This is a genomic window from Shewanella sp. 125m-1 (genome assembly GCF_052977065.1).
Genome location: NZ_JBRILT010000028.1, coordinates 36563 through 62955 on the forward strand (window position 1 = coordinate 36563; position 26393 = coordinate 62955).

The 26393-nt window shown below is 43.7% G+C and carries 18 protein-coding genes; 10 read left to right on the forward strand and 8 right to left on the reverse strand.

Translation table 11 applies throughout. The features are described 5' to 3' along the window. Window positions 1–92: 92 nt before the first annotated feature. Window positions 93–755 carry a hexitol phosphatase HxpB gene (hxpB, locus tag ACVBIK_RS13105; RefSeq protein ID WP_447169862.1) on the forward strand — a complete coding sequence of 221 codons (663 nt, stop codon included), beginning with the start codon at window positions 93–95 and terminating at the stop codon, window positions 753–755. A 200-nt stretch (window positions 756–955) separates the two neighbouring features. Here hxpB and ACVBIK_RS13110 read toward each other — a convergent pair whose 3' ends face one another. From ACVBIK_RS13110 to ampD, 8 genes are all read right to left on the reverse strand, one after another. After that, on the reverse strand, window positions 956–3172 hold the full coding sequence (locus tag ACVBIK_RS13110) for a patatin-like phospholipase family protein (protein ID WP_447169863.1): 2217 nt from the start codon (window positions 3170–3172) through the stop codon (window positions 956–958). Between the two features lie 93 nt (window positions 3173–3265). Next, window positions 3266–7729 carry an EAL domain-containing protein gene (locus ACVBIK_RS13115; RefSeq protein WP_447169864.1) on the reverse strand — a complete coding sequence of 1488 codons (4464 nt, stop codon included), beginning with the start codon at window positions 7727–7729 and terminating at the stop codon, window positions 3266–3268. 199 nt (window positions 7730–7928) lie between these two features. Continuing rightward, on the reverse strand, window positions 7929–9356 hold the full coding sequence (gene lpdA / locus ACVBIK_RS13120; protein ID WP_447160786.1) for a dihydrolipoyl dehydrogenase: 1428 nt from the start codon (window positions 9354–9356) through the stop codon (window positions 7929–7931). Between the two features lie 231 nt (window positions 9357–9587). Continuing rightward, the gene (gene aceF, locus ACVBIK_RS13125; protein ID WP_447169865.1) at window positions 9588–11468 is read right to left on the reverse strand and encodes a pyruvate dehydrogenase complex dihydrolipoyllysine-residue acetyltransferase; all 1881 of its coding nucleotides are present in this window, start codon (window positions 11466–11468) and stop codon (window positions 9588–9590) included. 13 nt (window positions 11469–11481) lie between these two features. After that, on the reverse strand, window positions 11482–14142 hold the full coding sequence (gene aceE / locus ACVBIK_RS13130; RefSeq protein ID WP_447169866.1) for a pyruvate dehydrogenase (acetyl-transferring), homodimeric type: 2661 nt from the start codon (window positions 14140–14142) through the stop codon (window positions 11482–11484). A 110-nt stretch (window positions 14143–14252) separates the two neighbouring features. Beyond that, a complete protein-coding gene (pdhR, locus tag ACVBIK_RS13135; RefSeq protein ID WP_447160783.1) occupies window positions 14253–15005 on the reverse strand; it encodes a pyruvate dehydrogenase complex transcriptional repressor PdhR in 753 nt (250 codons plus the stop codon). A gap of 362 nt (window positions 15006–15367) precedes the next feature. Further along, a complete protein-coding gene (ampE, locus tag ACVBIK_RS13140; protein ID WP_447169867.1) occupies window positions 15368–16219 on the reverse strand; it encodes a beta-lactamase regulator AmpE in 852 nt (283 codons plus the stop codon). 96 nt (window positions 16220–16315) lie between these two features. Continuing rightward, complete coding sequence (ampD, locus tag ACVBIK_RS13145; protein ID WP_447160781.1) at window positions 16316–16858, reverse strand: 1,6-anhydro-N-acetylmuramyl-L-alanine amidase AmpD; 543 nt, start codon at window positions 16856–16858, stop codon at window positions 16316–16318. Between the two features lie 264 nt (window positions 16859–17122). Between ampD and nadC the strand changes: the two genes are divergently transcribed. From nadC to mutT, 9 genes are all read left to right on the forward strand, one after another. Continuing rightward, window positions 17123–18007 carry a carboxylating nicotinate-nucleotide diphosphorylase gene (gene nadC / locus ACVBIK_RS13150; RefSeq protein ID WP_447163843.1) on the forward strand — a complete coding sequence of 295 codons (885 nt, stop codon included), beginning with the start codon at window positions 17123–17125 and terminating at the stop codon, window positions 18005–18007. Window positions 18008–19367: 1360 nt separating this feature from the next. Next, window positions 19368–19796: a prepilin-type N-terminal cleavage/methylation domain-containing protein gene (locus tag ACVBIK_RS13155; protein WP_447169868.1), complete on the forward strand. Its 429-nt coding sequence runs from the start codon at window positions 19368–19370 to the stop codon at window positions 19794–19796. 69 nt (window positions 19797–19865) lie between these two features. Beyond that, window positions 19866–21575 (forward strand): type IV-A pilus assembly ATPase PilB, encoded by a 1710-nt coding sequence (gene pilB / locus ACVBIK_RS13160; protein ID WP_447169869.1) that lies wholly within the window; start codon window positions 19866–19868, stop codon window positions 21573–21575. A 132-nt stretch (window positions 21576–21707) separates the two neighbouring features. After that, a complete protein-coding gene (locus ACVBIK_RS13165; protein ID WP_447169870.1) occupies window positions 21708–22979 on the forward strand; it encodes a type II secretion system F family protein in 1272 nt (423 codons plus the stop codon). 33 nt (window positions 22980–23012) lie between these two features. Further along, window positions 23013–23924 (forward strand): prepilin peptidase, encoded by a 912-nt coding sequence (locus ACVBIK_RS13170; RefSeq protein WP_447169871.1) that lies wholly within the window; start codon window positions 23013–23015, stop codon window positions 23922–23924. 27 nt (window positions 23925–23951) lie between these two features. Then, window positions 23952–24557 (forward strand): dephospho-CoA kinase, encoded by a 606-nt coding sequence (gene coaE / locus ACVBIK_RS13175; protein ID WP_447160776.1) that lies wholly within the window; start codon window positions 23952–23954, stop codon window positions 24555–24557. 8 nt (window positions 24558–24565) lie between these two features. Beyond that, the gene (gene zapD, locus ACVBIK_RS13180; protein ID WP_447160775.1) at window positions 24566–25300 is read left to right on the forward strand and encodes a cell division protein ZapD; all 735 of its coding nucleotides are present in this window, start codon (window positions 24566–24568) and stop codon (window positions 25298–25300) included. A gap of 59 nt (window positions 25301–25359) precedes the next feature. After that, the gene (gene yacG / locus ACVBIK_RS13185; RefSeq protein ID WP_447160774.1) at window positions 25360–25599 is read left to right on the forward strand and encodes a DNA gyrase inhibitor YacG; all 240 of its coding nucleotides are present in this window, start codon (window positions 25360–25362) and stop codon (window positions 25597–25599) included. Then, window positions 25596–25985: an 8-oxo-dGTP diphosphatase MutT gene (gene mutT / locus ACVBIK_RS13190; protein WP_447160773.1), complete on the forward strand. Its 390-nt coding sequence runs from the start codon at window positions 25596–25598 to the stop codon at window positions 25983–25985. Before yacG ends, mutT begins: the two co-directional genes overlap by 4 nt. Window positions 25986–26393: the final 408 nt, after the last annotated feature.

Below are 26393 nucleotides of genomic sequence, written 5' to 3' on the forward strand. Positions count from 1 at the left end.
TTATTATAGGGTTAGCAGTATGATTATTTGTTAAATAGGCCATTCGCACCGCTAATATTCACCAAAGTTATAATGAACATAATTGGATACTTATGAGCACACCAGAGCTAAAAGCCGTCATTTTTGACATGGATGGCGTATTAATCGACTCCGAACCTGTTTGGCAAATAGCCATTTTTGAGGTTATGACTAAACTGGGTTTAAACGTTTCAATGCAAGATATGGCGCTCACAACCGGCCTAAGAATCGATCAAGTCGTCGCTTTTTGGTATGCCCGTTTTCCGTGGAAAAATTACAGTAACCAAAGTACTGCCGACGCGATTGTAGAACAAGTGGTCCGCCACATTACCAGTAATGGTGAACCCATGGCTGGCGTTGTCAATGCATTGCGTTCTTGCAAGCAACATCAGCTAAAAATCGGCCTCGCAACCTCCTCTTCTAGCGATATCATTCACGCCGTTTTAAACAGGTTACAGATAGGATCATACTTTGAAGCTGTTTACTCTGCCGAGCACTTAGCCCATGGCAAACCTCATCCAGAAGTCTATTTAAAGTGTGCAGAGGCGCTCAATATTGATCCCATCAATTGCTTAGCGATAGAAGATTCATTTAATGGATTAATCTCTGCTCGCGCGGCGAATATGCAGACCATTGCCATTCCTGAAGCGCAACTCGCGGCGCAGAGCAAATGGGTCATTGCCCACCAACAACTAAATAGCCTAGAAGAATTACCCGACTTTTTAGCAACGCGTTAAGCAATGCACTCTCAAACAGATAACAGTCAGCGATACAAAAGTAAAAAGCCCATCTGTCGATGGGCTTAAAATCAATATCACTGTGTTTAAAGCGCAGTATTTAAAGCTGTGTGTTTCAAGCGTTGTGTTAACGCCTAATACCAATCAGCGTAAGGTTATAGCCTCTTTATTTACTGACTCTCAGTTTGTTTTAGCCTCGACTACCAATTTTTACCAATAAACAGGAATACCGTTTTCTCTCCATCATCAGACGCGCCGAAACCCAGTGCCGCCGGGCCCACACTGGTATCAATGCCTAAGTACAAACTGCCTGCATAAATCAGATCATCTAACGACACGCTATCTTTTTGGTTCCACACATTACCCGCCTCGATACTTGTGCCTAGATAAAGCGGATATTCAGTCATGCCCAATATGTCACGACCTAAATCATACTGGTAAACAAAGGCACCAAAAACCTTATGCGCCCCATAGAGTGCGTTCTTGTGATAGCCCGAAAGATTTAAGAAACCACCTAGCTCAGATACGTTGACGGTAAACTCACCATCTTTGTCGACAGTCGCCAAAGAGGCGATACCCACAAACGCATGATTCCCCACACCTACCGCACCACGCCAATCGGCTTCGTACTGCATAGAAAAATCAGAAGAATCACTAACACCATCAAGCTCATAACTTTCTTTTCGCATATACACATTGAAGGTAAAACGATTACCTGATGTCGGGAAATTAATACTGTTTAAATCATCATAGGCAAATTTGAAATAGCCACCGTAGCCGTCGTAATCGACTTTACCAAAACCCCAAGCATCATTTTCTAAATCACCCATTTCGCCTAGCAGACCCACCTCTACCATGCCGTTTTGAGTGTAATTCATACCTATGCCTATCTCGGTTCGATATGCCGTTTGCCTTAGCTCTAAAACACGATTGTTGTTTTCAAAAAAGCCCCAATCTTTAAGCTCATACTCAACCCGCGCCCGACTAAAGAAACTCTGATCTTTTTCAAGCGGTTGATAAAACTCAGAGGCGATTAATTTATCAAAACCGAAAGAGACCTCATTGCGCCATTCCCCGCCATTTTCAGTGAGATCTGTCATGGTATAGGCCATATCCAGAGAGATAACGGAATCTAAGCTAAAATCATCTTCCCAACTGAAACCCAGCTGAAAGTAATTAGGCCCCCAAGATTTTGCCTTGGTGCTAACAGTTAACACTCGCCCATCTTCGGTATCGGTAAATTCGGCATCTACACGTTCAAACTTATCCAGCGCATAAACTCTATCTAAGCCAGCTTCTAATGCTTTAACGCTAACAGGTTCGCCCACATTCAATTCTAGGTTATCAGCCAGTAGCTTCTCGCTGACCTTGGAGTCATTGTTATAAATGATTTTGATTAGCGGTCTGTCGATATCAGCTAGCCATTGTTGTCTCTTGGTTTTTTTAGTTGCGATATGCTGCTGGTAATCTTGCTTCCCGACACTGTAAAGCTCAAGCTTATCGCTCTGTTGTCGCGCAGCTATTTCGCCTAATGGTAGCGCAATAGGCATAATGCTGAAGTCAGTTGTACTGAGTTCGCCGATATTAGGACGGATCAAAATATCGTGCTCGGTTAACAGCGCTTTTTGTCTATCAGAACTGGCATTGGTCAAAATAGTGGAAAGCTGATTAAGGACTGCAACTGTGCTGCTAAGCTCAGTTTGCCCCATTAATGGCGAACCAATATCAACCGCAATAACAATATCAGCCCCCATCGCTTTAACAACATCTACAGGCATATTATTAGCAATACCGCCATCGACTAATAGTTTCCCGTCAATCACTGCAGGTTGCAGCGCACCAGGTACCGATGCAGAGGCTTGCATTGCCGCAACGATACTACCCGAGGTTAGCACTACAGGCTCGCTAGTGGCTAAATTGGTCGCCACGGCTCGATAGGGGATCGATAGATCATTAAAGTCACCAAACTGCTGCACCAGGTTAGTCGAACTGCGTAATAATTGTGACATAGACTGGCCGCGAAGCAGGCCAGCAGGCATTTTCACCTGCTCATCGCTATAGCCGACATTAATGGGTATATTGAACTGATCACGCGTCTCTTTATCACGATAACTTAATGCTTCACGTGGAATGGTATCGGAGTAGCCTTTATCCCAATTGGTATTCATCATGATGGCTTCGATTTCAGCAGCGCTATACCCCAACGCATACATCCCCCCCACATAAGCCCCAATACTGGTGCCCGTTATATAATCGATGGGGATCTGCTTCTCTTCGAGGACTTTAAGCACCCCAATATGGGCAGCGCCCTTTGCACCACCGCCGCTCAAGACTAAACCGATTTTTGGGCGCTCTTCAGCTACGGAGAAATAGGGGCAACCGATGGCTAAACAAAGAATAATAATTCTATGTATCATAATGACTTATTCGACTCTTCTAATAATGTATTAACGTATTTTATTTAGTAGCTATACGCAAGTAATGGTGGGGATAGATAAATAGACGTGTATTTAAACTTCTACACTTAACGCTTGATTTAATCCCATGTATGACTCTATTTCGGCAAGCGGCATAGGCTTAGCAAAGTAATAGCCTTGAATGACATAACAACCACGACTAAAGACCTGTTCCAACTGCTCATGAGTTTCAACTCCTTCAGCAACGACATCTAGCTTAAGGTTTCTAGCGAGCTCTATAATACTACTGGCGATCGCTTGATCCGCCTTATTAGTGGCGATATCAATAAGAAAAGAACGATCTATTTTTAGGGTGTTAACCTCAAAGTGGCGCAGGTAAGCCAATGATGAATAACCAGTACCAAAATCATCAATCGCAACATCAATCCCTAATGTCTTAAGCTGTTTAAGATGCTGCTTGGCCACCTTAAGCTCTTTCATCAACACGCCTTCGGTGATCTCTAATGATAGCGCCGCCGCAGGCATATTAGTTTCAGCGACGATCTGCTCTACTCCTTTAATAAAATCGGGCTGACGAAAATGCAGTGCAGAAACATTCACCGATACATTAATAGGCTCGACTAATTGCTTGGCCCAGCGCGCGCCATGAATGCAGGCTTCACGCATCACCCAGCGATCTATGTCTACAATAAGACCACAGGCCTCTGCAACTTTGATAAAGATATCGGGGCGAACAAAGCCTTCTTTTGGGTGGTTCCAGCGCAGTAACGCCTCAACTCCAACCAATTTATCATTTTGTAGGATATCTATCTGAGGCTGAAAGTGTAACTCTAACTCATTGCGTTCTATGGCCTTGCGTAGATCCGCTTCAAGGCGAAGGTGATACAGCGCTTCGGCATTACGCTCCACAGAATAGTACTTAAACTTACCCTTACCCTCTTCCTTAGCATGATACATAGCCAAGTCGGCATTCTTGATTAACGCTTCAGGTTGCTTGGCATCCTCTGGCCACAAACTGACACCGATACTGGTTGAGATATAAAACTCTCGACCATAAAGCTCAAAAGGCAACTCTATACTTGCCAAAAGCTGCTCGCAAAGGTGATTGATCATATCCACATCAGGACTATTACGCAGCAAGATAACAAACTCATCACCACCAAAGCGGCACAATACATGCTCGTCTGCAATTAATGCCTGCAAGCGGTTCGACGCCTCAACTAATAGAGCGTCCCCCATGCTGTGCCCATAGGAGTCATTAACATGTTTGAACCTATCAAGATCCAAAAATAGTAGAGCTAAATTACTACCGTCTTTTTCAGACTGATATACAGATTGAGCCAGTTTACTTGAGAGCAATGATCGGTTGGGTAATCCGGTTAACACATCATAATTAGCTAATCGACGTAAGTCGGCTTCAGTACGCTTTCGCTCAGTAATATCAGAAAATACCACCACATAGTGAGTCGCATCGCCGTTGGCATTAAGGATTGATGAAACGTTAAGCCAAACTGCACAACATTGATTATCCTCTGCATTTACATGGCATTCACCAGCCCAGGTTAGCCCCTGTTGCAACAGAAGGCTAATACTCGAATTGATTTCATCTGCTTGCAACACTTGCGAAAACGGCAGCCCGATCAAGCTATCAGAATCTAGCCCCATCATGTTTTTGGCAGCTTTGTTAGTCACCTGAACTCGCTCTTCGCTATCAAAAATTAGCACTGCTTCAGAGGTATTCTCAAACGCTTGAGCCAATAAATATACATCATCTTTTAGCTTTCTCTGTTCGGTGATATCGCTATATATACCGGCAACACGTTCAATGACTCCCGTAAGATCATTACGCTTTACAGGACGCCCCATCACTCTCACCCATCCCCAGGTGGCATCGGTTCTCCAATAGCGATATTCAACCTCAAACCTATCGGTACGTTCTTGCAGCATATCTTGCCAAGCAGCCATCACTTCGCTAGCGTCTTCTCTATGGATAGGAAATTGCTCTAACTTAAGGTAGACCTGCGCCTCTTTGTTACTCAATAATCCAGCAATATTTTCCAGACAGAATAGATCGCTATCGAGTTGCCACTCCCAGAGCTCTGAGTTACTGCCTTTTAATGCTTGTTTTAAGCGGTTATCACTGTCGGTAAGCGCTAAGTTTATGCTTTTAAATGCCTTAACTTGGCGCTGACGGATAAAGATAATCCCTAAACCAATAAGCAATAAAACCACAAACAGAACGGCTTTAAACCAAGAGGTCTGCCACCAATATTTTTCAACATAAAAGTGATAAGAATATGGCGTTTTTGACCAAATATCGTTATTTAAACTTAGAATATCAAGTATGTAGGATCCAGACTCTAATCCTGAAATGTTGAGGTGAGACTTACCATCAAGAAAAATATAACTGGCCTCGTCATCTAAAGCCCCCTGCCTTAAGCGGTATTTTAGCTGCAAAGGTTTAGTGTCGAGATAATTGCTACTCGCTAGCTGAAAGCTGACCAACTGTGCCCCAGGAAAAATATGGTAATTATTCTCCGGCAACAACTTCAACTCGGTGCGATCTTCAAAGTAGATCTCTATCGACTCTAGCAATACCGACTCTTCACTGACTCGATTTTTCAGTAAATCAATGTCTAACAACATAGCGCCATCAGGTGTACCGATATACAGCCCATCTTCAGAGGCGAAGTAAGAGCCTTCGTTCAACTCATCACTTATCAAGCCATCTCGCGATGAAATCGTCATCAATGACCCATCAATGACATTTTGGCGGATCAGCGACCGCGGGCAACCGATTAAACGGTAGTTACGCACCTCTTCGATAAAAAAGATCCCAGGGCAGGTCACATTCCAGCTATCGGTTAGCTTGTTAATCTCACTCGTATGCATATTAAAAGACACTAGACCATGAGATTCCAACCCTAGCCACAGTTCATCTTCACCAATCTCTTTAATAAAACGAATGTTAGCTGCGCCACCTAGGCTTGATAAGGGCGCCATCTTTGGATGAAAAGTCAGCTGCGAGTCTAGATAGCCTAATATATGCTTACCACCAAGCCATAAACGATTACTGCTATCTCGAGTCACCGCCACAATTTCAATCGCTAGAGCACTATTCAGTGCGCTGCCAATACGCACAGGTTTGGGTTGCTTAAAGCCTTGCTCCCAATAGAAAAGCCCGCTACTGGTTGCAAACCAAATTCGGCCTTTGATTGCGCTATCAAAGTAAGTGTTAAACACCACTTTATATTCGAGCGAGCTCTGGCCACCTGACCAACTGGCAAAGCTTTGGCTGTGAAAGGTCTTTTTGTTAACCACCGACAATCCATTGGTGGTCGATAACAATAAAAAGTCTTCATCTAAGGAGTCGATTTTATAAATACTGTCGTTTAGCGCAACGCCATGGGGATTAATTAAGTAAGATTGCTGAGTAAGCTTGTCGACTAACATCAGTCCACTATCAGTGCCAAACCACACATGATTGTCTTCGGCATAAATAGACCAAATCACTTCATCTTTTATTCGATAGGGCGCCGCTTTAGTGTATTTGTCTGTTAAAAAATCTGCCTCAACGGTTAAAATGGCCACGCCATCGCCAGAGCCACCAACCCAAATCAACCCCGTATCATCTACCGCAATGTCGTAGGTATAATCGATATTAGATTTAAGTTTTAATTCATTACCATAGAGGGAGCCCGTTTCAGCATCAGGAAACCATCGCAGCAAACCCGCTCGAGTAGAAAGCCATAGATAGCCACGCTTATCTTCGGCAACATTTGTAATATAATATTCGAGTTGCTCAACCTTGGTTATCGACAAAGTTTTTTGGTCGATTTCAAATAAGCCTTTACTTGAGCTTATCCAGGCCCGCCCTGTAGAGTGTTTAAACACATTCTTAATATCTCCCCACTCATCGCGCCATGGCAGCACTTCCAATCTCACACCATTGATATCGCGCACTTCTAGGTGGCTTTCTTTACCGACCAGTAGACGGTTTTCAGACAGAGGCAGCATAATCCGCCATGGGTGATCGGGGTTACTAGGGAGAAAGTTGATCCGCGTAAGAGACATGCTTTGATAGTTAAATCTCAGCAATTCACCATCATAAGTTAAAAAAATACGATCGCCACCACTCTCCTCTACTTGAGAGACAATGCCACCGCCGCGATATTGAGGAAATAATTGTGGGCTACCAAACTCAATAAACTCGTTGGTATAAATATCATAAAGGTAAATTTGATAAGCACCACTAACCAGGATATGACGCTGACTAAGTGGCTCTGCAAGATAGAGAATACTATCACTGAGTTTTGACTTCTCGCCGACCTTATCGATACGGCGGACTTTATGACTACTTACGCGATATAACCCCTCCTCTGTCGCCAGCCAAGTATAGCCGTGTTCATCGAAGCTTATATCCCACACCGTCGCATTAACCAATCCATCATCAGCGTTAAACACCCGCTGCACATCACCGCTGGCCAATGCTGGAGCAACGCATGTCGTAATGAATAACAGAAAACTAAGCCAAACCTTTTTGATTATTATCCCCATCTACTTTATGGCTTTACCAAACAAACCTGAATGTATCATTTAGATAACATAGATTCATCATTTGATTACCTAAAAAGTGCTCTTCCGATCAGTTGATCTTTAAAACTCGCTTTCTTATGGAGTAGATGATGAATTTCTGGCAATAAAAAAGCGCTCAAAAGAGCGCTTTATTGGGTTCAAAGCAATGTTGATTAATTGCTTACTTTTTCTTCTTTGCCTTTGGGTTTGGCAGATCAGTAATTGAACCTTCGTAAATCTCAGCAGCTAAACCCACTGACTCATGCAATGTTGGGTGCGCATGGATAGTCAGTGCTAAATCTTCAGCATCACAACCCATTTCAATGGCTAGGCCGATTTCACCTAGAAGCTCACCACCATTAACACCAACAATAGCACCACCGATAACACGGTGAGTCTCTTTGTCGAAAATAAGCTTAGTCATGCCGTCAGCACAATCAGACGCGATAGCACGGCCACTTGCAGCCCATGGGAAAGTCGCAGTTTCATAAGCAACACCTTGCTCTTTTGCTTCTTTCTCAGTTAAACCAACCCACGCAACTTCTGGGTCTGTGTAGGCAATTGATGGAATAACTTTAGGGTCGAAGAAGTGCTTAAGACCAGAAATCACTTCTGCAGCAACGTGACCTTCATGCACACCTTTGTGTGCAAGCATTGGTTGACCAACGATGTCACCGATTGCAAAGATGTTTGGTACGTTAGTACGCATCTGCTTATCAACGTTGATAAAGCCACGCTCATCAACATTAACGCCCGCTTTTTCTGCGTCTAGACCTTTACCGTTTGGTACACGGCCGATTGCAACCAATACTGCATCATAACGAACTGGCTCAGCAGGGGCTTTCTTGCCTTCCATTGTTACGTAGATACCGTCTTCTTTCGCTTCAACCGCAGTGACTTTGGTTTCAAGCATCAAGTTGAACTTCTTCTTGATTTTCTTGGTATATACGCGAACAACGTCTTTATCAGCTGCTGGAATAACTTGGTCGAACATCTCAACCACGTCAATCTCGCTACCTAGTGAAGAGTAAACTGTACCCATTTCTAGGCCAATGATGCCGCCACCCATAACAAGTAGCTTGCCAGGAACTTCTTTAAGCTCTAGTGCATCAGTTGAATCCCATACACGTGGGTCTTCATGAGGAATAAATGGCAATTGAATTGGGCGAGAACCCGCAGCAATAATCGCTTGCTCAAAATGAACAACTTTAACGCCATCTTCGCCTTGAACTTCTAGCGTGTTAGGACCTGTGAACTTACCAAGACCGTTAACCACGTTAACTTTACGCATCTTAGACATGCCGCCTAATCCGCTAGTCAACTGACCGATTACTGATTGCTTGTATTCACGAAGCTTATCAAGATCAATTTGAGGCTCACCAAAAACAACACCGTGGCTTGAAACCGCTTTTGCTTCTTCAATGACTTTAGAAACATGAAGCAAAGCTTTAGAAGGGATACAACCTACGTTTAGACATACTCCGCCTAACGTGCTGAAACGTTCAACAATAACAGTATCTAGACCTAAATCTGCAGCACGGAATGCAGCTGAATAGCCAGCAGGGCCAGCGCCTAGTACAACTACCTGAGTTTTGATTTCGTTACTCATGTTTTCCTCTATTCTTTTTATGTCGTTGGTGGCACCGACTTAACGATAAATACCGACTCAACGATAAACTGTGGCCAAATCTTGTAAGGTGGCCGCATTTTAACCTTTGTTTGATGCTGATCACAATCCTAGAAACGCTTAATCTTGCTGATGTTTACTAATAGTGCCAATTCAGCGAATTAGATAAGCTATCTAGAAAATAGGCTGCTTGAATCAAGCAGCCTATTTGGATTAAAGCACTAAGGTACGAATGTCTGACAAGCAGTTATTCAAGTACGTGATAAAGCGAGCACCATCAGCGCCATCAATCACTCGGTGATCGTAAGATAGTGATAGCGGTAGCATCAAGCGTGGCTCGAACTCTTTACCATTCCATACTGGCTTCATATCTGATTTAGACACACCTAAAATAGCTACTTCAGGTGCGTTAACGATAGGCGTAAATGCCGTACCGCCAATGCCGCCAAGGCTTGAGATAGTGAAACAACCACCTTGCATATCCGCAGCAGTTAACTTACCACCACGGGCTTTCTTAGAGATTTCTTTCAGCTCATCAGAAAGCTCGTGAATGCCCTTCTTGTTCACATCTTTAAATACTGGAACAACTAGACCGTTTGGCGTATCAACCGCAATACCTACGTTAACGTACTTCTTCAAAATTAAGCTTTCGCCGTCTTCTGACAATGAAGAGTTAAAGGTTGGGAACGCTTCTAGCGCTTTAGCAACAGCCTTCATGATAAATACTAACGGCGTAATCTTCATGCCAGAGTCTTTCTTCGCTTCGGCAGCATTTTGCGCCTTACGGAAAGCTTCTAGTTCAGTGATATCAGCATCATCCCACTGGGTAACATGCGGGATCTTCACCCAGTTACGGTGTAGATTAGCACCAGAAATCTTCTGAATACGTGATAGTGGCTTAACTTCTGTTTCACCAAACTTGCTGAAGTCCACTTTTGGCCATGCAAGTAGGTTTAGCTCGCCGCCACCAGCTGCAGTTTTAACTGCGCCAGACTCAACTTGTTTGATCACCGCTTTGATGTAGTTTTGAACATCTTCTTTAACGATACGATTCTTACGACCAGTCCCTTTAACGTTAGCTAGGTTAACACCCAGTTCACGTGCCATACGGCGGATAACTGGAGAGGCGTGAGCGTATGCATGGTTCTCTACAAAGTCTTCTTTTGCAGCAGGTGCAGAAGCCTGACTAGCAGGAGCTTGGCTAGCAACCGGCGCTACAGCTGGTGCCGGAGCAGCAGCTTGTACAGGTGCAGCAACAGGTGCGCTACCTGCGACTTCAAACGTCATAATCAAAGTACCGGTAGACACTTTGTCGCCTTGAGCGATTTTAATCTCTAATACTTTACCAGCAAAAGGTGCAGGAACTTCCATCGCAGCTTTATCGCCTTCAACACTGATAAGAGATTGCTCTTCAGTAACAGTGTCGCCTACTTTAACCATGATTTCAGTCACTTCAACTTCATCACCGCCAATATCAGGTACATTAATATCTTGTACTGATGGTGCTGATGCCACTGCAGCAGGTGCTGCTACTGGCGCTGCCGCTGCTGGAGCTGCAGAACCTGCAACTTCAAAAACCATCACTAAGCTGCCAGTAGAAACCTTGTCACCAACAGCAACTTTGATCTCTTTAAGTACACCTGCAAATGGTGCAGGAACTTCCATAGAAGCCTTATCACCTTCAACGCTCATCAGTGATTGTTCTTCTGTGATGCTGTCACCAACAGTCACTAAGATTTCAGTCACTTCAACTTCGTCGTCGCCAATATCTGGTACGTGAACTTCTTTTAGCTCAGCCGCTGCTGGAGCCGCAACTGGTGCAGCCTCAACAACTGGCGCAGCTTCTGTTGTAGCTACTGCAGAGTCAGATTCAAAAATCATAATTAATGAATCAGTAGACACTTTGTCGCCTACTACAACTTTAATTTCTTTAACAATACCCGCTTGCGATGCTGGAACTTCCATCGCTGCTTTATCGCCTTCAACAGAGATAAGCGATTGCTCTTCTTCAACCTTGTCGCCTACGCTAACAAGGATCTCTGTTACTTCAACCTCATCGGCACCAATGTCAGGTACATTAATTTCGATTGTCATTTTGTATTGCCTCTTACGCGTATAGCGGGTTTGTCTTGTCAGCGTCGATGTTGAATTTAGCAATTGCAGCTGCAACTACTGACTTTTCAATATCGCCACGTTTAGCGAGTTCATTCAGTGCAGCTACAACAACGTAGCCAGCGTTCACTTCAAAGTGACGACGTAGGTTTTCACGGCTGTCTGAACGACCAAAACCGTCTGTACCTAGTACTTTGAATGATTCAGAAGGCATAAATGCACGAACTTGTTCTGCATAGTTCTTCATGTAATCGGTTGCCGCAATTGCAGGTTCGCTGCCCATTACTTGAGTAATGTACGCGGTCTTTTGCTCAGCTTCTGGGTGCAGCATGTTGAAACGCTCAACATCTTGACCTTCACGAGTTAGCTCGTTGAAAGAAGTCACAGAGTAAACATCAGATGCTACATCGTACTCTTCACTCAAGATTTGAGCCGCTTTACGTACTTCGTTCATGATAGTACCAGAGCTCATTAGCTGAACCTTGTTGCTACCTTTATAAGACTCAAGCTTATAGATACCTTTACGAATACCTTCCTCGCTGCCTTCTGGCATTGCAGGCATCGCATAGTTTTCATTCATCAGTGTCAAGTAGTAGAACACGTTTTCTTGGTCGCCATACATACGGCGGATACCGTCTTGCATGATTACTGCTAACTCGTACGCGAATGTTGGGTCGTAAGAGATACAGTTTGGAATCGTGTTCGCTTGAACATGGCTGTGACCATCTTCGTGCTGTAGACCTTCACCGTTCAATGTTGTACGGCCTGCTGTAGCGCCTAATAGGAAGCCACGAGCTTGCTGATCACCCGCCATCCATGCCATGTCGCCAACACGTTGGAAACCAAACATTGAGTAGTAGATGTAGAATGGGATCATAGGTAGATCGTTAGTGCTGTATGACGTTGCCGCAGCAACCCATGAAGACATAGCACCTAACTCGTTGATACCTTCTTGCAATACTTGACCAGAAGTCGCTTCTTTATAGTAAGACACAACACTGCGATCTTCAGGTGTGTATTCCTGACCGTGCGGGTTGTAAATACCGATTTGACGGAACAGACCTTCCATACCAAAAGTACGAGCTTCATCAGCAATAATAGGAACGATGTTCTTACCAATGCCTTTATTCTTTAGCAAGATGTTCAAAGTACGAACAAATGCCATAGTGGTAGAGATTTCACGCTTTTGCTCAACAAGCAAAGGAGCAAACTCTTCAACTGCAGGTAAGTCTAACGGCTTAGTGAAGTTAGGCAGACGCTGCGGAGTATAACCGTGCAACGCGTCACGACGAGCGTGTAGGTATTTATACTCTTCAGAACCTTCTTCTAATTGTAGATAAGGTAGTTCAGATACTTTCTCATCGCTTAGTAAGTCTTCAAGGCCAAGACGGTTACGTAACTGTAGTACGTGAGTCATGTCCATCTTCTTCACGCCGTGAGCAATGTTCTTGCCTTCAGCCGCTTCACCCATACCGTAACCTTTAACTGTTTTAGCTAAGATGACTGTAGGCTTGCCTTTAGTTTCTTGCGCATTCTTAAATGCCGCATAAAGCTTAGATGAGTCATGACCACCACGCTTAAGCGCGAAGATCTCTGCATCTGTCATGTCAGATACAAGGGCCGCTGTTTCTGGGTACTTACCGAAGAAATGCTCACGTACATAAGCACCATCTTTAGATTTGAATGTCTGGTAATCTCCATCGATTGTTTCATTCATAAGCTGTAACAGCTTACCCGTGGTGTCTTTAGCAATCAGTGAATCCCAGTTGTTGCCCCAGATCACTTTAACTACGTTCCAGCCTGCGCCTCTAAATAGGCCTTCAAGCTCTTGAATAATCTTACCGTTACCCATAACAGGACCATCGAGGCGCTGTAGGTTACAGTTAATTAGGAAGCAAAGGTTATCTAACTTTTCACGTGACGCGAAAGAGATAGCACCACGAGATTCTGGCTCGTCCATCTCGCCATCACCTAGGAAGGCATATACGCGCTGCGCTGAAGTATCTTTTAAGCCACGGCCATCTAGGTACTTAAGGAAACGAGCCTGGTAAATTGCCGACATTGGGCCAAGACCCATAGATACTGTCGGGAACTGCCAGAATTCAGGCATAAGCTTAGGGTGCGGGTATGATGGAATACCTTTGCCATCAACTTCTTGACGGAAGTTATCTAACTGATCTGCAGTCAAACGGCCTTCAACAAATGCGCGCGAGTAGATACCAGGAGAGATATGACCTTGGTAATAAACTAAATCACCACCGTCAACTTCGTTCGGAGCTCTGAAGAAATGGTTAAAACACATTTCATAGAATGAAGCCGCCGATTGGTAAGACGCCATGTGGCCGCCGAGGTCTAAATCTTTTTTAGACGCACGCAGCACGATCATGATCGCGTTCCAACGGATAATTGAACGCAAACGGCGCTCAATTGTTGTATTACCAGGATATGCAGGCTCTTGGCTCGTAGGAATAGTGTTGACGTAGTTGGTAGTAATACCCGTCGCCATATCGACACCGTCGAGACGTGCCTTATCAAGTACTTGCTCAAGTAGATACTGAGCACGCTCAACACCTTCTTCGCGTACAACTGATTCTAAAGCAGACAACCACTCATTAGTTTCTAGTGGATCAACGTCATTTAGCATATGTTCAGACATTTGCAGTCCTTTCCTATACGTAATACCTAAGGCACCATTGTCAGTGCTTAGTGTATTTAAATAATAAAAATATGGTTTGGTGACAAGCTTTTGCTCAAAACTGAGTTAGCTTAAACACCACTCTTTAAGCGACGCAGGCTACGCTGCAATCGACTGTCTTCTTCCCGTACAGCCAACATCACTTCTTCAATGTAACTTAAGTGTTCATTGGAAGCTTCGCGTGCTGCTTCTGGATCTCGGCGAATGATGGCTGCGAGTAGTGCTCGCCTGTGGTCATTTGCCGTAGTAGAGGCTTCTTCGCGTCGGCTTAAAAGCTCTAAGTTCTGTGCCACGTTTTTGTGCAGCACAGGGGATAAACTTAATACAAGATGCAGCATAGCCACATTATGTGATGCTTCGGCTACTGCGCGGTAAAAACGCACAATGGCATTAGCTTGCTCTTCAATCTCTTTCGCTGCTTCTACTTCTAAAATGGTGCGCTTGATATTTTGCATATCAGCGTCGTTACCACGAAGTGCAGCAAAATACGCCATCATGCCTTCAGTGGCATGACGAAACTCCAGCAAGTCATACTGACTTTCTGAATCTGAGTGCATAAGTTCAACGATTGGATCGGCAAGACTTTGCCAAAGCTGTTCTTTTACATAGGTTCCGCCGCCTTGGCGACGCATTAACAAGCCTTTTGCTTCTAGCTTTTGAATCGCTTCACGCAAAGAAGGTCGAGAGACTTCAAACTGCAACGCCAGTTCACGTTCTGGGGGGAGCTTCTGTCCTGGTTGGATACTACCTTCCAAGATCATCTGCTCTAACTGTCCCATAATGACGTCAGAAATTTTTGGCTGGTTTATTTTGCTATAAGCCATACTGGGCCTCAGCTCCTATTGTAAATTGGTCTTACCAATTTAATTGACTGAGCGCACTCTATCAAATCACACTTTGGAAGTCCAGTTAGTGATCTCCATCAAATCTATGCGCGATGTGTGAGCATAGCTGATTTTTTTCACTATGGGGTCAGACCAATGTGCCAAAATTGACAATTAGCGCATTGATAATAATTATTATAAGCAATTAAACATGGAGAGATTTTTGGTAAATGGATAAGGATTAAAAGAGAATGCGCGATCAGTTAAATGTCGATAAATCGCGCAACTTTCGGTTTAGGTAATTCGGTAAAACTAAATTTAACACCTGCTAATTTTTCATTAAAAACACAACCAAACGCTCATTAATTAACCACGCCAAATATCGTCATTAGTGAAAGTACGGTAATCAGCAAAATAAAATTACGCTTACTTAACTGCAGTAATGAGATAGTCGATTGCAAACAGATGGGGGCAGACGATGACTCAGGTAATGTTTCTGCTGCTATAGCAACATGCATAATCGTGTCACGCGCTGATGATTTGGGATTTAATGCGTGTGACAACCAGGCCGAAATAGCCTGTCTGAAATGGCCGCTTAATACGTAGCCAAATGAGAACACTCGGCTCGGGATCCAATCAAGTACAAACAACAGGTTATCGACTAACGGTAGTGGAGTTTCATATTGACGACTCTGCTCACTATAAAAGCGCACGGTGCAATACAGTACTGCGCCAACGGGCCCTAATATAATAAGATAAAGTGCAATGGCGCCATAATAACGGTAATTAATCCACGCCACACTTTGGCCGACCTTCTCACCCAGTTCTTTTTCATTCACTGAATCTAAGCTTTGACTCGGATCCAACTCGTTCGCGTAAATGAAACAAGCTTGCGAGTCTGCTCGGCAAGCAGCTTGAATGTAGCGTTTAAATGCCTGCCTCTGGGCATTATGGCTAAAACACAATACGGCTATCGCCACCCATAAGGCAACGCTCACTGCGCCCCACAACATGCCCGATGCAAGCCATGACAACAGATAAACGATGATTGCCGGTAACAAAATAGCCAGAGCCATCATTGGCAATGACTGATCCTGTTGCTCATTAACCAATGATTTATGGTACCTAGACAATAAAGCATCGAACTGCCAGCGATCAGGCAATAATCGTAATCGTTCAACTAAAATTGCAACTAATAACGCAAACAAAGCCATAGCATATACCTTAAATGTTAACGCGCTAACCACTGACCTCTTTACTGCTTGGTCAAATAGTAGCGCCTAATTCCAGCACCTAATTCCTGCACCTAGTTACAGCGCTGCTTTAAAACGCTGCCAATCAAAACTTGTTCCCGGGTCGGTTTTCCGCCCCGGCGCAATATCACTGTGGCCTGTAATACGCGTAGGCGTAATGTCAGGATAATTGAGCATCAAGCTGTGAGTCAGCTCAATTAACTTTTGGTACTGCCTATCCGAATAAGCCGCAGTATCCGTCCCCTCAAGTTCGATACCAATTGCAAAATCATTACAATTACTACGACCGGCAAACTCAGACACACCAGCATGCCAGGCTCTATCATCACACGATACATACTGCACTAGCTCGCCATCACGCCGAATTAAAAAGTGCGCCGATACGGCCAAGCCTTGCAAATCTTTAAAACTCGCATCAGCTTCAATATCAAGCGTCCCCTGAAATAACTGGTCAATATAAGGCTCCCCAAAACAGCCTGCTGGCAGACTAATATTGTGGATCACCAGTAAACTAACTTCATTATCAGGTCGTTGATTACAATGCGGTGAAAGGCAGAATCGTGCCTGAGTCACCCAGCCATCGAGTAAATTCAGTGACAAAACAGAGATCCTAAAGCAAAAATAATAGATTCACTTTAGCAGTTTTAACCCTATGAATATAGTCGCGCTTTTGAGATATATCATCCCAAAAAAAGCAACAATTCCAGAGCATAAGCCGCAATAATGCTAACTCTCCCCCTAAAACTTTATGTTAAGATTAAAGGCACTATTAAAGCGTGCCCATGTATACAACAGTTATAACCGCAGTTAGAAGCCAGTTATATCAGTTATATGCCAGTTATAAGTCAGTAAGGACAGCCCACCATGCTTGAAAATGATATTCGACTCTCAGTCAAAGCAGCTTTGGATGAAGATTTAGGCCACCAAGGTGCCAATTCAAATCTCACTTCAACACAGAGATCCGATGCAGACATCACTGCACTGCTTATTCCAGCCGACAAAATTGCACAGGCAAGCTTAATCACCCGAGAAGAAGGGGTGTTTTGTGGCAAGGCCTGGGCTGAACAGGTTTTTAATCAGTTAGGTAGCGAAGTAGCACTGCATTGGCATGTGGATGACGGCGATTTAGTCCTGCCTAATCAACTTTTATGTGAGCTTGAAGGTCCAGCCAGAGCCATCCTAACCGGAGAGCGCACGGCGATGAACTTTATCCAAACATTATCTGGTGTAGCCACGCTCACAAAGCATTATGTTGATAAGCTTGCAGGCACCCATACTCGCCTATTAGATACTCGTAAAACGATTCCCGGCCTGCGCACAGCACAAAAATATGCCGTTAGCTGTGGTGGCGGCCAAAATCATCGCATCGGTTTATTCGATGCATTTCTGATTAAAGAGAATCACATCATGGCCTGTGGCAGCATAGCCAAGGCAATTGCAGCGGCCAGAGCGTTACGCGCCGATAAACCTGTAGAAGTTGAAGTTGAAAGTATTGATGAGCTAAAGCAGGCTCTCGACGCCCAATCCGACATAGTGATGCTAGATAATTTTGATATCACCATGATGATAGAAGCAGTTGAGCTTAATAACAGCTATAAAGCCAGAGGCCTAGGCGTAAAACTAGAAGTCTCAGGTGACGTCACTATCGACACTATTGCTAACTTTGCCAAAACCGGTGTCGACTTTATTTCCGTCGGCGCGTTAACAAAGCACGTTCGCGCACTGGATCTGTCATTAAGACTTAAATAAATCATTATCTGGCACTTCAACACTAAGCTAGTAGCAAGAGCCTTGTAGGAACTGCCCTGTTGCTATTATCCAGTAGCAACAGCGCCAAAAGTAATTCCATCACAAAAAGCCTAATTATATTTGGGCTTTTTTTTGAGCAACCAACTACCTTTTGCTGAAATTAATTAATCTTTAATTGCTATCACTAGCAAGTTGAGCAGCTATTGAAAGTGACATTAAGGTTTTTAAAGTAACATCAGCGACTATCAAACGGCATAAACAAGGGTAATAACAAGAGCAGTAACAAAAAAAAAGAATAAAAATGCGTTTTAAACGCAAAGGTCAAGTATCTTCTTCAGTAACGTCTACATAATCAATCAAATAACAGCTATCTAGCTGTTGTCACTATAGCCATCGCAATAACCTCAGTAATGGCAATAATACTAAACTCTAACTCGCTCATATTTATTTACCCAACCACTTAATTAACAAAGCCTAAGTTAACAACTTATGAATCAACAAAACTCAAATTAACCAAGCTTAAGTTGACAAAAAATAGCCACATACAAGAAATTAGCACTTTCTCAACAAGTGACCAATTATTAATATACTAAGCAAATTAAACACTCAAAAACGCTAACAACACGAGTAAAGTAAAACACCAGAAAAATGACACCGCCCGCATAAACGTCAATAAATTAACCACCACCAGGCAGCAACTATAACTTTTTCACCAAAAACTCATCACTTTTAGAAAAAATCATAATTAGAAGACCACTTTATCGCAAACAGCTATTCCATTATCGTTAACTTTGTACTAACTTGCACATAGGCGAGATGGCCAGCTTGGTTAACTCGTTATTGATATAACGACTGTTTTGATGTTGCTAAGATTAAATAGAATATTTATTAATCAATACAGAGTTAACCAACACTTGGGTTTGATAGTCAGTATTATGATAGCCGGCGTTTTGGGTGGCTAAAAGGTTAAATATCCTGATTACTAAATAACTTCTGCATGAGTAAATAGCTAAATTTAACTTGTAGCCTTGAACTCAGTTAATAATAACGGCGAGTAACCTTAAAATTTAACTTTTTATATTTAAGATAGACACGGATACCTAAGGCCGCGCTAACGCCACGAAGGCAGTTATCGTACTCGCACTTGTTTACAAGCTTGCATGTACTATTGCTACTGCAAGAGTGACCCATTAGCATAGGAAGTTGCGGCACGCTAGCGCAGGAGCATCAAGCAAGGTTGAAGTACTACTTACTCATAATAAGCACTGATATAAACAGTGATATAACTGTATGAATAGCGAATTGAATGCCAGTACGCAGCATTCAAACGTGATTTCAACGTTTTCTAATGGAGATAGACATGAACAGCATGATGAACCGATCTATGATGAACAAATCAAAAATGAATAACGCTAAGGGCTTCACCCTAATTGAATTGATGATCGTGGTAGCGATTATCGGTATTTTGGCAGCGATTGCATTGCCTGCTTATAAAGATTATGTAGTAACTGCAGAAGGTGGCGCTGCAATGAAAGGCTTAAGCGCTTTCACACAAAAAGTTCAAACTTGTGTTCAAACAGATATTGGCTGCGGGACAATTTCAGGTGAAATTAATAACAATGCGAAGCTAACTGTGGACGCTGTTGCATCGCTAGCTCAAGATGGTGAGCCAGTATTAACGTGGGCTGATAATACATGTACATTAACTGCAACGTTTGATCCTACAGGTGCAGTTGCATTTGCGGTCACTGCTGGTGGCGCTTTGTGCACTAGCGGAGCAGGGTTATAACGTCCAAACATAGTAAGCACCTAAACTTTATTTAGGTGCTTACTTTATATTAAAGATTATGGGGCTAGTATGCCAACTACCGGTCTTCACCTCGGATTATCCACTCTCTTCATTCGTAAAAATTTGTTGTCAGAACAACAAATGGCGACTGCAATTAGTCAATCCCGTAAAAATAAAGCCTCGCTTGTCTCCACTGTTATCTCTGAAAACCTAATCGATGCCCGTAAAATAGCCGAACTCTGTTACGAAGAGTACGGTACACCTCTGCTGGATCTCAATGAATTCGATATCGGCTCTATCCCCGAAGACTTTCTCAATAAAAAGCTGATCGAAAAACATAAATGCTTGCCGCTGTTTAAGCGCGGCAACCGCCTGTATATCGCCACCTCAGACCCTACTAATATTGCGGCATTAGAAGATTTTCAATTTAGCGCGGGTCTGCACGCTGAAGCGATTTTGGTTGAAGATGATAAGCTCACCAAAGCGCTAGAGAAAGTGTTAGAAGATGATATTAGCGGCCTAGATCTTGATAATATCGATGCCGACGCCTTAGCTGGCATTGAGGTAACCGATACAAATAAACGTGATGACGAGCAAGATAATGACGGCAAAGATGACGCGCCAATTGTCATCTATATCAACAAAATTTTAACTGACGCCATCCGTAAAGGTGCTTCAGACTTACACTTTGAGCCTTACGAGAAGCGTTATCGCATTCGCTTTCGTATCGATGGCATCTTGCATGAAGTCTCCGAGCCGCCGGTTAACTTATCAGGCCGTATATCTGCCCGCTTAAAAGTGATGTCAAAGCTTGATATCGCCGAGCGCCGCGTACCGCAAGATGGCCGTATTAAGATGAAACTATCGCGCACAAAATCTATTGATTTCCGTGTTAGTACCTTGCCCACCATCTGGGGCGAGAAGATTGTAATGCGTATCTTAGACTCCTCATCTGCCCAGCTCGGTATTGAGAAACTCGGTTATGAAGATGACCAAAGATTATTGTATGAAGATATGCTGCAAAAGCCTCAAGGGATGATCTTGGTGACTGGCCCTACGGGCTCAGGTAAAACCGTCTCGCTTTATACTGGCCTTAACATTCTTAACACCGAAGAGCGCAATATCTCGACCGCCGAAGATCCAGTCGAAATTAACTTAGAAGGCGTAAACCAGGTCCATATTAACCTTAAAGCAGGGTTAACTTTCGCATCGGCACTGCGCTCATTCCTGCGTCAAGATCCTGATGTGGTGATGGTAGGTGAGATCCGAGACCTGGAAACCGCTGAAATAGCCATTAAAGCAGCGCAAACCGGACACTTAGTACTATCGACCCTGCATACAAATTCTGCGGCTGAAACTTTAACCCGCTTAATCAATATGGGGGTGCCCGGCTATAACATCGCTAGCTCAGTTAATTTGATTATCGCTCAGCGCCTATCAAGACGCCTCTGCCCAACCTGTAAAGCCCCGGAAGATATCCCTGCCGATGAGCTATTAAAGCTCGGTTTTAGTCAGCAACAAGTCGATACAGGCATAACCCCTCACAAACCTGTCGGATGTGATCTCTGCTCAGGTGGCTATAAGGGCCGTGTCGGTATCTATGAAGTGATGAAGATGTCAGATGAAATTGCGCGCACCATTATGGAAGGCGGCAACTCGCTACAAATTCTCAAACAAGCGAAAAGCCAGGGCATGCGTGATTTGCGCGATTCAGGCCTGTTAAAGGTTATTCAAGGCGTCACCAGTATCGCAGAGATTAACCGCGTCACCAGCTTTTAATCGACACCATTAATAGACACAATAAAATGGCTTCAGCCTTAAAATGTGCAGCTCAAAATTAATCGACATGAAGCGTTACCTAAAATAACGATTATAGAATCACGAAATAGAATAACGATATAAAGGGCCGCCATGGCAATCGCAACAAAAACGTCAAAGCAATCTCGTGAAAGAAAAAAAACCAAGAGTGAGCCTAAGGTTGTCACTTATGAGTGGAAAGGCACCAATCGCGATGGCTCAAAAACTTCTGGTGAGCTAAGAGGTGTTTCGAGCGCTGAAATTCGCGCTCAATTAAAAAGCCAAGGTGTAACCCCAAAGCTGGTAAAAAAACAAGCAGCACCACTTTTCAAACTTGGCGACCCAAAAATACAGCCCATGGATATCGCCATGGTCACCCGGCAAATTGCCACCATGTTGGCGGCAGGCGTGCCTCTTGTGACCACAATTGAGTTACTTGGACGCGGCCATGAAAAAGCCAAAATGCGTGAACTGTTAGCAACCATTCTTAGCGAAATCCAGTCTGGTGTACCTCTATCAGATGCACTTCGCCCACACAGAAAATATTTCGATGACCTCTATGTGGATCTTGTCGCAGCGGGCGAGCACTCAGGTTCTCTTGATACCGTGTTTGATCGTATCGCCACCTACAGAGAAAAGTCTGAAGCCTTAAAGTCCAAAATTAAAAAAGCGATGTTCTATCCCGCTGCAGTCGTTATCGTAGCAATTTTGGTAACGGCTTTATTACTACTATTTGTAGTGCCACAATTTGAAGAAATTTTTAAAGGTTTTGGCGCTGAGCTTCCCGCATTTACTCAATTTGTATTGGTTATCTCCCGTGGACTTGAAAGCTCTTGGTATTTCTTTGTTGCCGCTATCGCTATTGCTGTTTTTGCTTTTAAAAAAGCACACCTAAACTCACAGCACTTTCGTGATCAAGTTGATGCATTTCTTTTAAAAATACCAGCCATTGGTCCCATTCTTCATAAAGGCGCTATGGCTCGCTTTGCCCGCACCTTAGCCACCACCTTTGCCGCCGGAGTGCCATTAATTGAAGGTCTTGAGTCTGCCGCTGGCGCATCGGGTAACGCTGTGTATCGTAAAGCGATATTGAAAATTCGCACCGAAGTGATGTCGGGCATGCAGATGAACGTCGCCATGCGCACAACCGGTCTGTTCCCTGATATGCTAGTACAGATGGTGATGATTGGTGAAGAGTCAGGATCGCTAGATAATATGCTCAACAAAGTGGCTAACATCTACGAGATGCAGGTAGATGACGCCGTTGATGGCTTATCAAGCCTCATAGAACCGATTATGATGGTCGTCATAGGCACCGTTGTTGGCGGCCTAATTGTGGCCATGTACTTGCCAATTTTTGAAATGGGTAAGGTTGTAGGTGGTTAACTCGCAAGTTTAATTTACAATTTAAGAATAATAATGACTGAACTAATTTCTGTTTTTAGCCAAACCCCCTGGCTTTTTATCGCACTAAGCTTTATTTTTGCCGCTGTTATCGGCAGCTTTTTAAACGTAGTCATTCATCGTATGCCGGTAATGATGAAGCGTGAGTGGCAGCAAGAATGCAATCACTACTTAAGTGAAAACAAAAAAGAAGTGTTCGATAGCAATAAAAAACTGCTTGAAGCGCCAATCGATGCTTTTCCAGAGAAATACAATTTAGTTGTTCCCGGCTCTGCTTGCCCTAAATGCAAAACCAATATCAAGCCGATGCATAACCTGCCCATTCTTGGCTGGTTAATGCTAAAGGGCAAATGCGCGGCATGTAGCAATCCTATTTCGGCTCGCTACCCTATTGTTGAAATCATTACTGGCGCACTCGTTGCCTTTTTAGCCTGGCATTTTGGTCCCACATTAGAGTTTGCGCTAACCACTTTACTGACATTTTGCCTTATCGCGTTAACCGGGATAGATCTAGACGAAATGTTACTGCCAGACCAGATTACTCTGCCGTTATTATGGCTGGGGCTCATCATTAACTTAAGTGGTACCTTTGCGACAACATCAGATGCCTTAATAGGTGCAGCAGCAGGGTACTTGAGCTTATGGAGCGTGTTTTGGCTGTTTAAACTGCTTACTGGTAAGGACGGCATGGGCTATGGCGACTTTAAGCTGTTGGCCGTTTTTGGCGCCTGGTTTGGCTGGCAAGTGCTGCCTTTGGTTATCTTACTGTCATCACTTGTTGGCGCCATAGTCGGTATCGCACTTATCGTGTTCAAAAAATTAAATCATGGTAACCCGATCCCGTTTGGACCTTACATCGCTGCTGCTGGCTGGATAGCGATGATCTGGGGCGAAAGCATTACCAACTGGTATCTTTCTACCTTATAGAGGGTCGCAAAGAGTAAAGGAGTCACTATGGCTGACTATATAGTTGGACTAACAGGCGGGATCGGTAGCGGAAAAACCACTGTCGCAAACCTTTTTGCTGAGCTCGGGATTACGCTCGTTGATGCCGACATCATCGCCCGCGAAGTGGTAGCTAAAGGCTCTACAGGTCTTATCAAAATTGCAGAACACTTTGGCTCAGACACGCTACTCGCTGACGGTAACCTTGATCGTGCAATGCTTAGAGAAAAGATATTTTCAAATAACGCCGAGCGACTATGGCTAAATAACCTATTACACCCAATGATTAGAGAATCAATGCTGCAGCAGTGCAAAAATGCACAATCAGATTATGTAATTATGGTTGTACCCTTGCTATTTGAGAACGGGTTAGATAGGTTAGTAGATCGAACACTTCTGGTGGATATTTCGCCGGAGCTGCAGCAACAAAGAACGATTAGCAGAGATGCGGTTACTGCAGAGCAGGTAAAAAATATAATAGGTAGTCAGGCTTCTAGAGCTGAGAAACTGTCAAAAGCTGATGATGTCATAGACAACCATGGAGAGATATCGGCGTTAAAGTGCAAGGTACACGCACTACATAACTTTTATTTAAAATTATCCAGTAATTCTTGAATAACGCCATGACTGAATTGATCTATGAACAACCTCTGAACGAAAAAACTCGTAGTTACTTGCGCCTAGAATACTTGGCTGAGCAACTACAGGCTAACCTAGATCAAGATCATCAGCATCGCTGTTTTTATCCCCTTTTCTCATTGTGTGAACTTACCGAGCGCTGCGATTACCGCGGTGAAGTGCTCAAAGATTTAGATAGGCAACTGTTTGCCTTATCAAAATGGCAATCTCTACCCACTATCAATGATGAGCAAGTTGAGCTTTATATCTCAAAGTTGAGTACGTGTAGAGACATATTACAAGCCGCTCAACGCCCAGGTCATGAACTAAAGCATGACCGCTTCTTGTCTGCATTGAGGCAAAGATTCAATATGCCCGGTGCGAGTTGCAATTTCGACTTACCACAACTGCATTATTGGTTAGCAAAACCGTGGCAGGTTCGCCAAAGTGAATATCAAGATTGGGTGGGTCAGTTTGCAAGCATACTGTCACCGGTAAAATTACTGCTAGATTTAACAAGGCAAACTACACAATACCAAGTAAAACAAGCTAGTGGCGGCTTTTACCAAGGCAATAGTGAACAGCCTTTATCACTGATAAGAGTCAAACTCGCCGCCGAACAGGGCTGCTATCCAACCATTAGCGGACATAGAAACCGCTACGCGATACATTTTGTACAATTCGACCAACAGAAGCATTCTGACCAAGCGATCGAATTCGAGTTGGCAACCTGCACTTAACGCTTTAAAATCTACTTATACACTTTTAAACGTCAGGCTCTAAGCTGACAAGGTTCATTATGTCTTTAACCGTAAAATGCCCGACTTGCCAAAAGCCCGTAACCTGGAATGCTGAATCTGAGTTCAAGCCATTTTGCAGCGAACGCTGTAAATTAATCGATCTTGGAGATTGGGCGTCAGAGAAAAATGCCATCCCAGTAAAATCAGAGTTCGATCCTGAAATGCTAGATCAATTAGGCTACGACGAGGATGACTTTTTTCTAGATAAAAACCCATTTGAAGATGATAAAAACCAATGAGCAAACTGATCCACGTTGCTGTTGGAGTGATCCAAGATAAAAATCAACGCATCTTATTGGCAAAGCGTCCTGAACACCTGCACCAAGGCGGAAAGTGGGAGTTCCCTGGTGGTAAGGTGGAAAAGTCAGAGACGACTTCAGAAGCGCTCATTAGAGAGCTTAAAGAAGAAGTAAACTTAGACGTAAATGCTACCGAACCCATGATGGAAATCCACCATGACTATGGTGATAAGCAAGTCTTCTTAGATATCCATTGGGTAACCAATTTTAGTGGTGAGGCAAAGGGCTTAGAAGGCCAGCTAGTCAACTGGGTTGAAAGAGAACAACTCAGCCAGTACGAATTCCCCGATGCTAATAAAGCCATCTTAGACAAAATCCTTAGTTAGAGTTAGCTACAACGATTACAAACTTAAAAGCCCGCTACATCGTAGCGGGCTTTTTTGCTTCTCTTTCAAGAACCCTGTGTTGTCTTCACTTTTACAAAAGTGAAATAAAAGTGGCGCCTACTCTCGTAGTTCGCGCAGCGAACACATGGGGGTGAAAGTTGGGCGCTTTGAATACGCAGTATTCAGTCTGACTTGAACGCGGAGTAACTTGTTACGAAGCTGGGGAACCCGCTCAGCGGCGGGCGACCGTCATGGATGGCGGAAGTGTCGATTATGCAGGAGCAATAATCTACTCGACGTTGGGAGTGGCTCTTTTCAGCGTTCGCATATGCGAAAAAAGCCCGTTGCGTTAGCAACGGGCTTTATCGCTTCTCTTTCGAGAATAATTTGGCGCCTGGAAATGACCTA

Coding starts and splice junctions, on each gene's coding strand:
- hxpB (WP_447169862.1), top strand. CDS start 93: ATGAGCACACCAGAGCTAAAAGCCGTCATTTTTGACATGGATGGCGTA.
- ACVBIK_RS13110 (WP_447169863.1), bottom strand. CDS start 3,172: ATGATACATAGAATTATTATTCTTTGTTTAGCCATCGGTTGCCCCTAT.
- ACVBIK_RS13115 (WP_447169864.1), bottom strand. CDS start 7,729: ATGGGGATAATAATCAAAAAGGTTTGGCTTAGTTTTCTGTTATTCATT.
- lpdA (WP_447160786.1), bottom strand. CDS start 9,356: ATGAGTAACGAAATCAAAACTCAGGTAGTTGTACTAGGCGCTGGCCCT.
- aceF (WP_447169865.1), bottom strand. CDS start 11,468: ATGACAATCGAAATTAATGTACCTGACATTGGTGCCGATGAGGTTGAA.
- aceE (WP_447169866.1), bottom strand. CDS start 14,142: ATGTCTGAACATATGCTAAATGACGTTGATCCACTAGAAACTAATGAG.
- pdhR (WP_447160783.1), bottom strand. CDS start 15,005: ATGGCTTATAGCAAAATAAACCAGCCAAAAATTTCTGACGTCATTATG.
- ampE (WP_447169867.1), bottom strand. CDS start 16,219: ATGGCTTTGTTTGCGTTATTAGTTGCAATTTTAGTTGAACGATTACGA.
- nadC (WP_447163843.1), top strand. CDS start 17,123: ATGCTTGAAAATGATATTCGACTCTCAGTCAAAGCAGCTTTGGATGAA.
- ACVBIK_RS13155 (WP_447169868.1), top strand. CDS start 19,368: ATGAACAGCATGATGAACCGATCTATGATGAACAAATCAAAAATGAAT.
- pilB (WP_447169869.1), top strand. CDS start 19,866: ATGCCAACTACCGGTCTTCACCTCGGATTATCCACTCTCTTCATTCGT.
- ACVBIK_RS13165 (WP_447169870.1), top strand. CDS start 21,708: ATGGCAATCGCAACAAAAACGTCAAAGCAATCTCGTGAAAGAAAAAAA.
- ACVBIK_RS13170 (WP_447169871.1), top strand. CDS start 23,013: ATGACTGAACTAATTTCTGTTTTTAGCCAAACCCCCTGGCTTTTTATC.
- coaE (WP_447160776.1), top strand. CDS start 23,952: ATGGCTGACTATATAGTTGGACTAACAGGCGGGATCGGTAGCGGAAAA.
- zapD (WP_447160775.1), top strand. CDS start 24,566: ATGACTGAATTGATCTATGAACAACCTCTGAACGAAAAAACTCGTAGT.
- yacG (WP_447160774.1), top strand. CDS start 25,360: ATGTCTTTAACCGTAAAATGCCCGACTTGCCAAAAGCCCGTAACCTGG.
- mutT (WP_447160773.1), top strand. CDS start 25,596: ATGAGCAAACTGATCCACGTTGCTGTTGGAGTGATCCAAGATAAAAAT.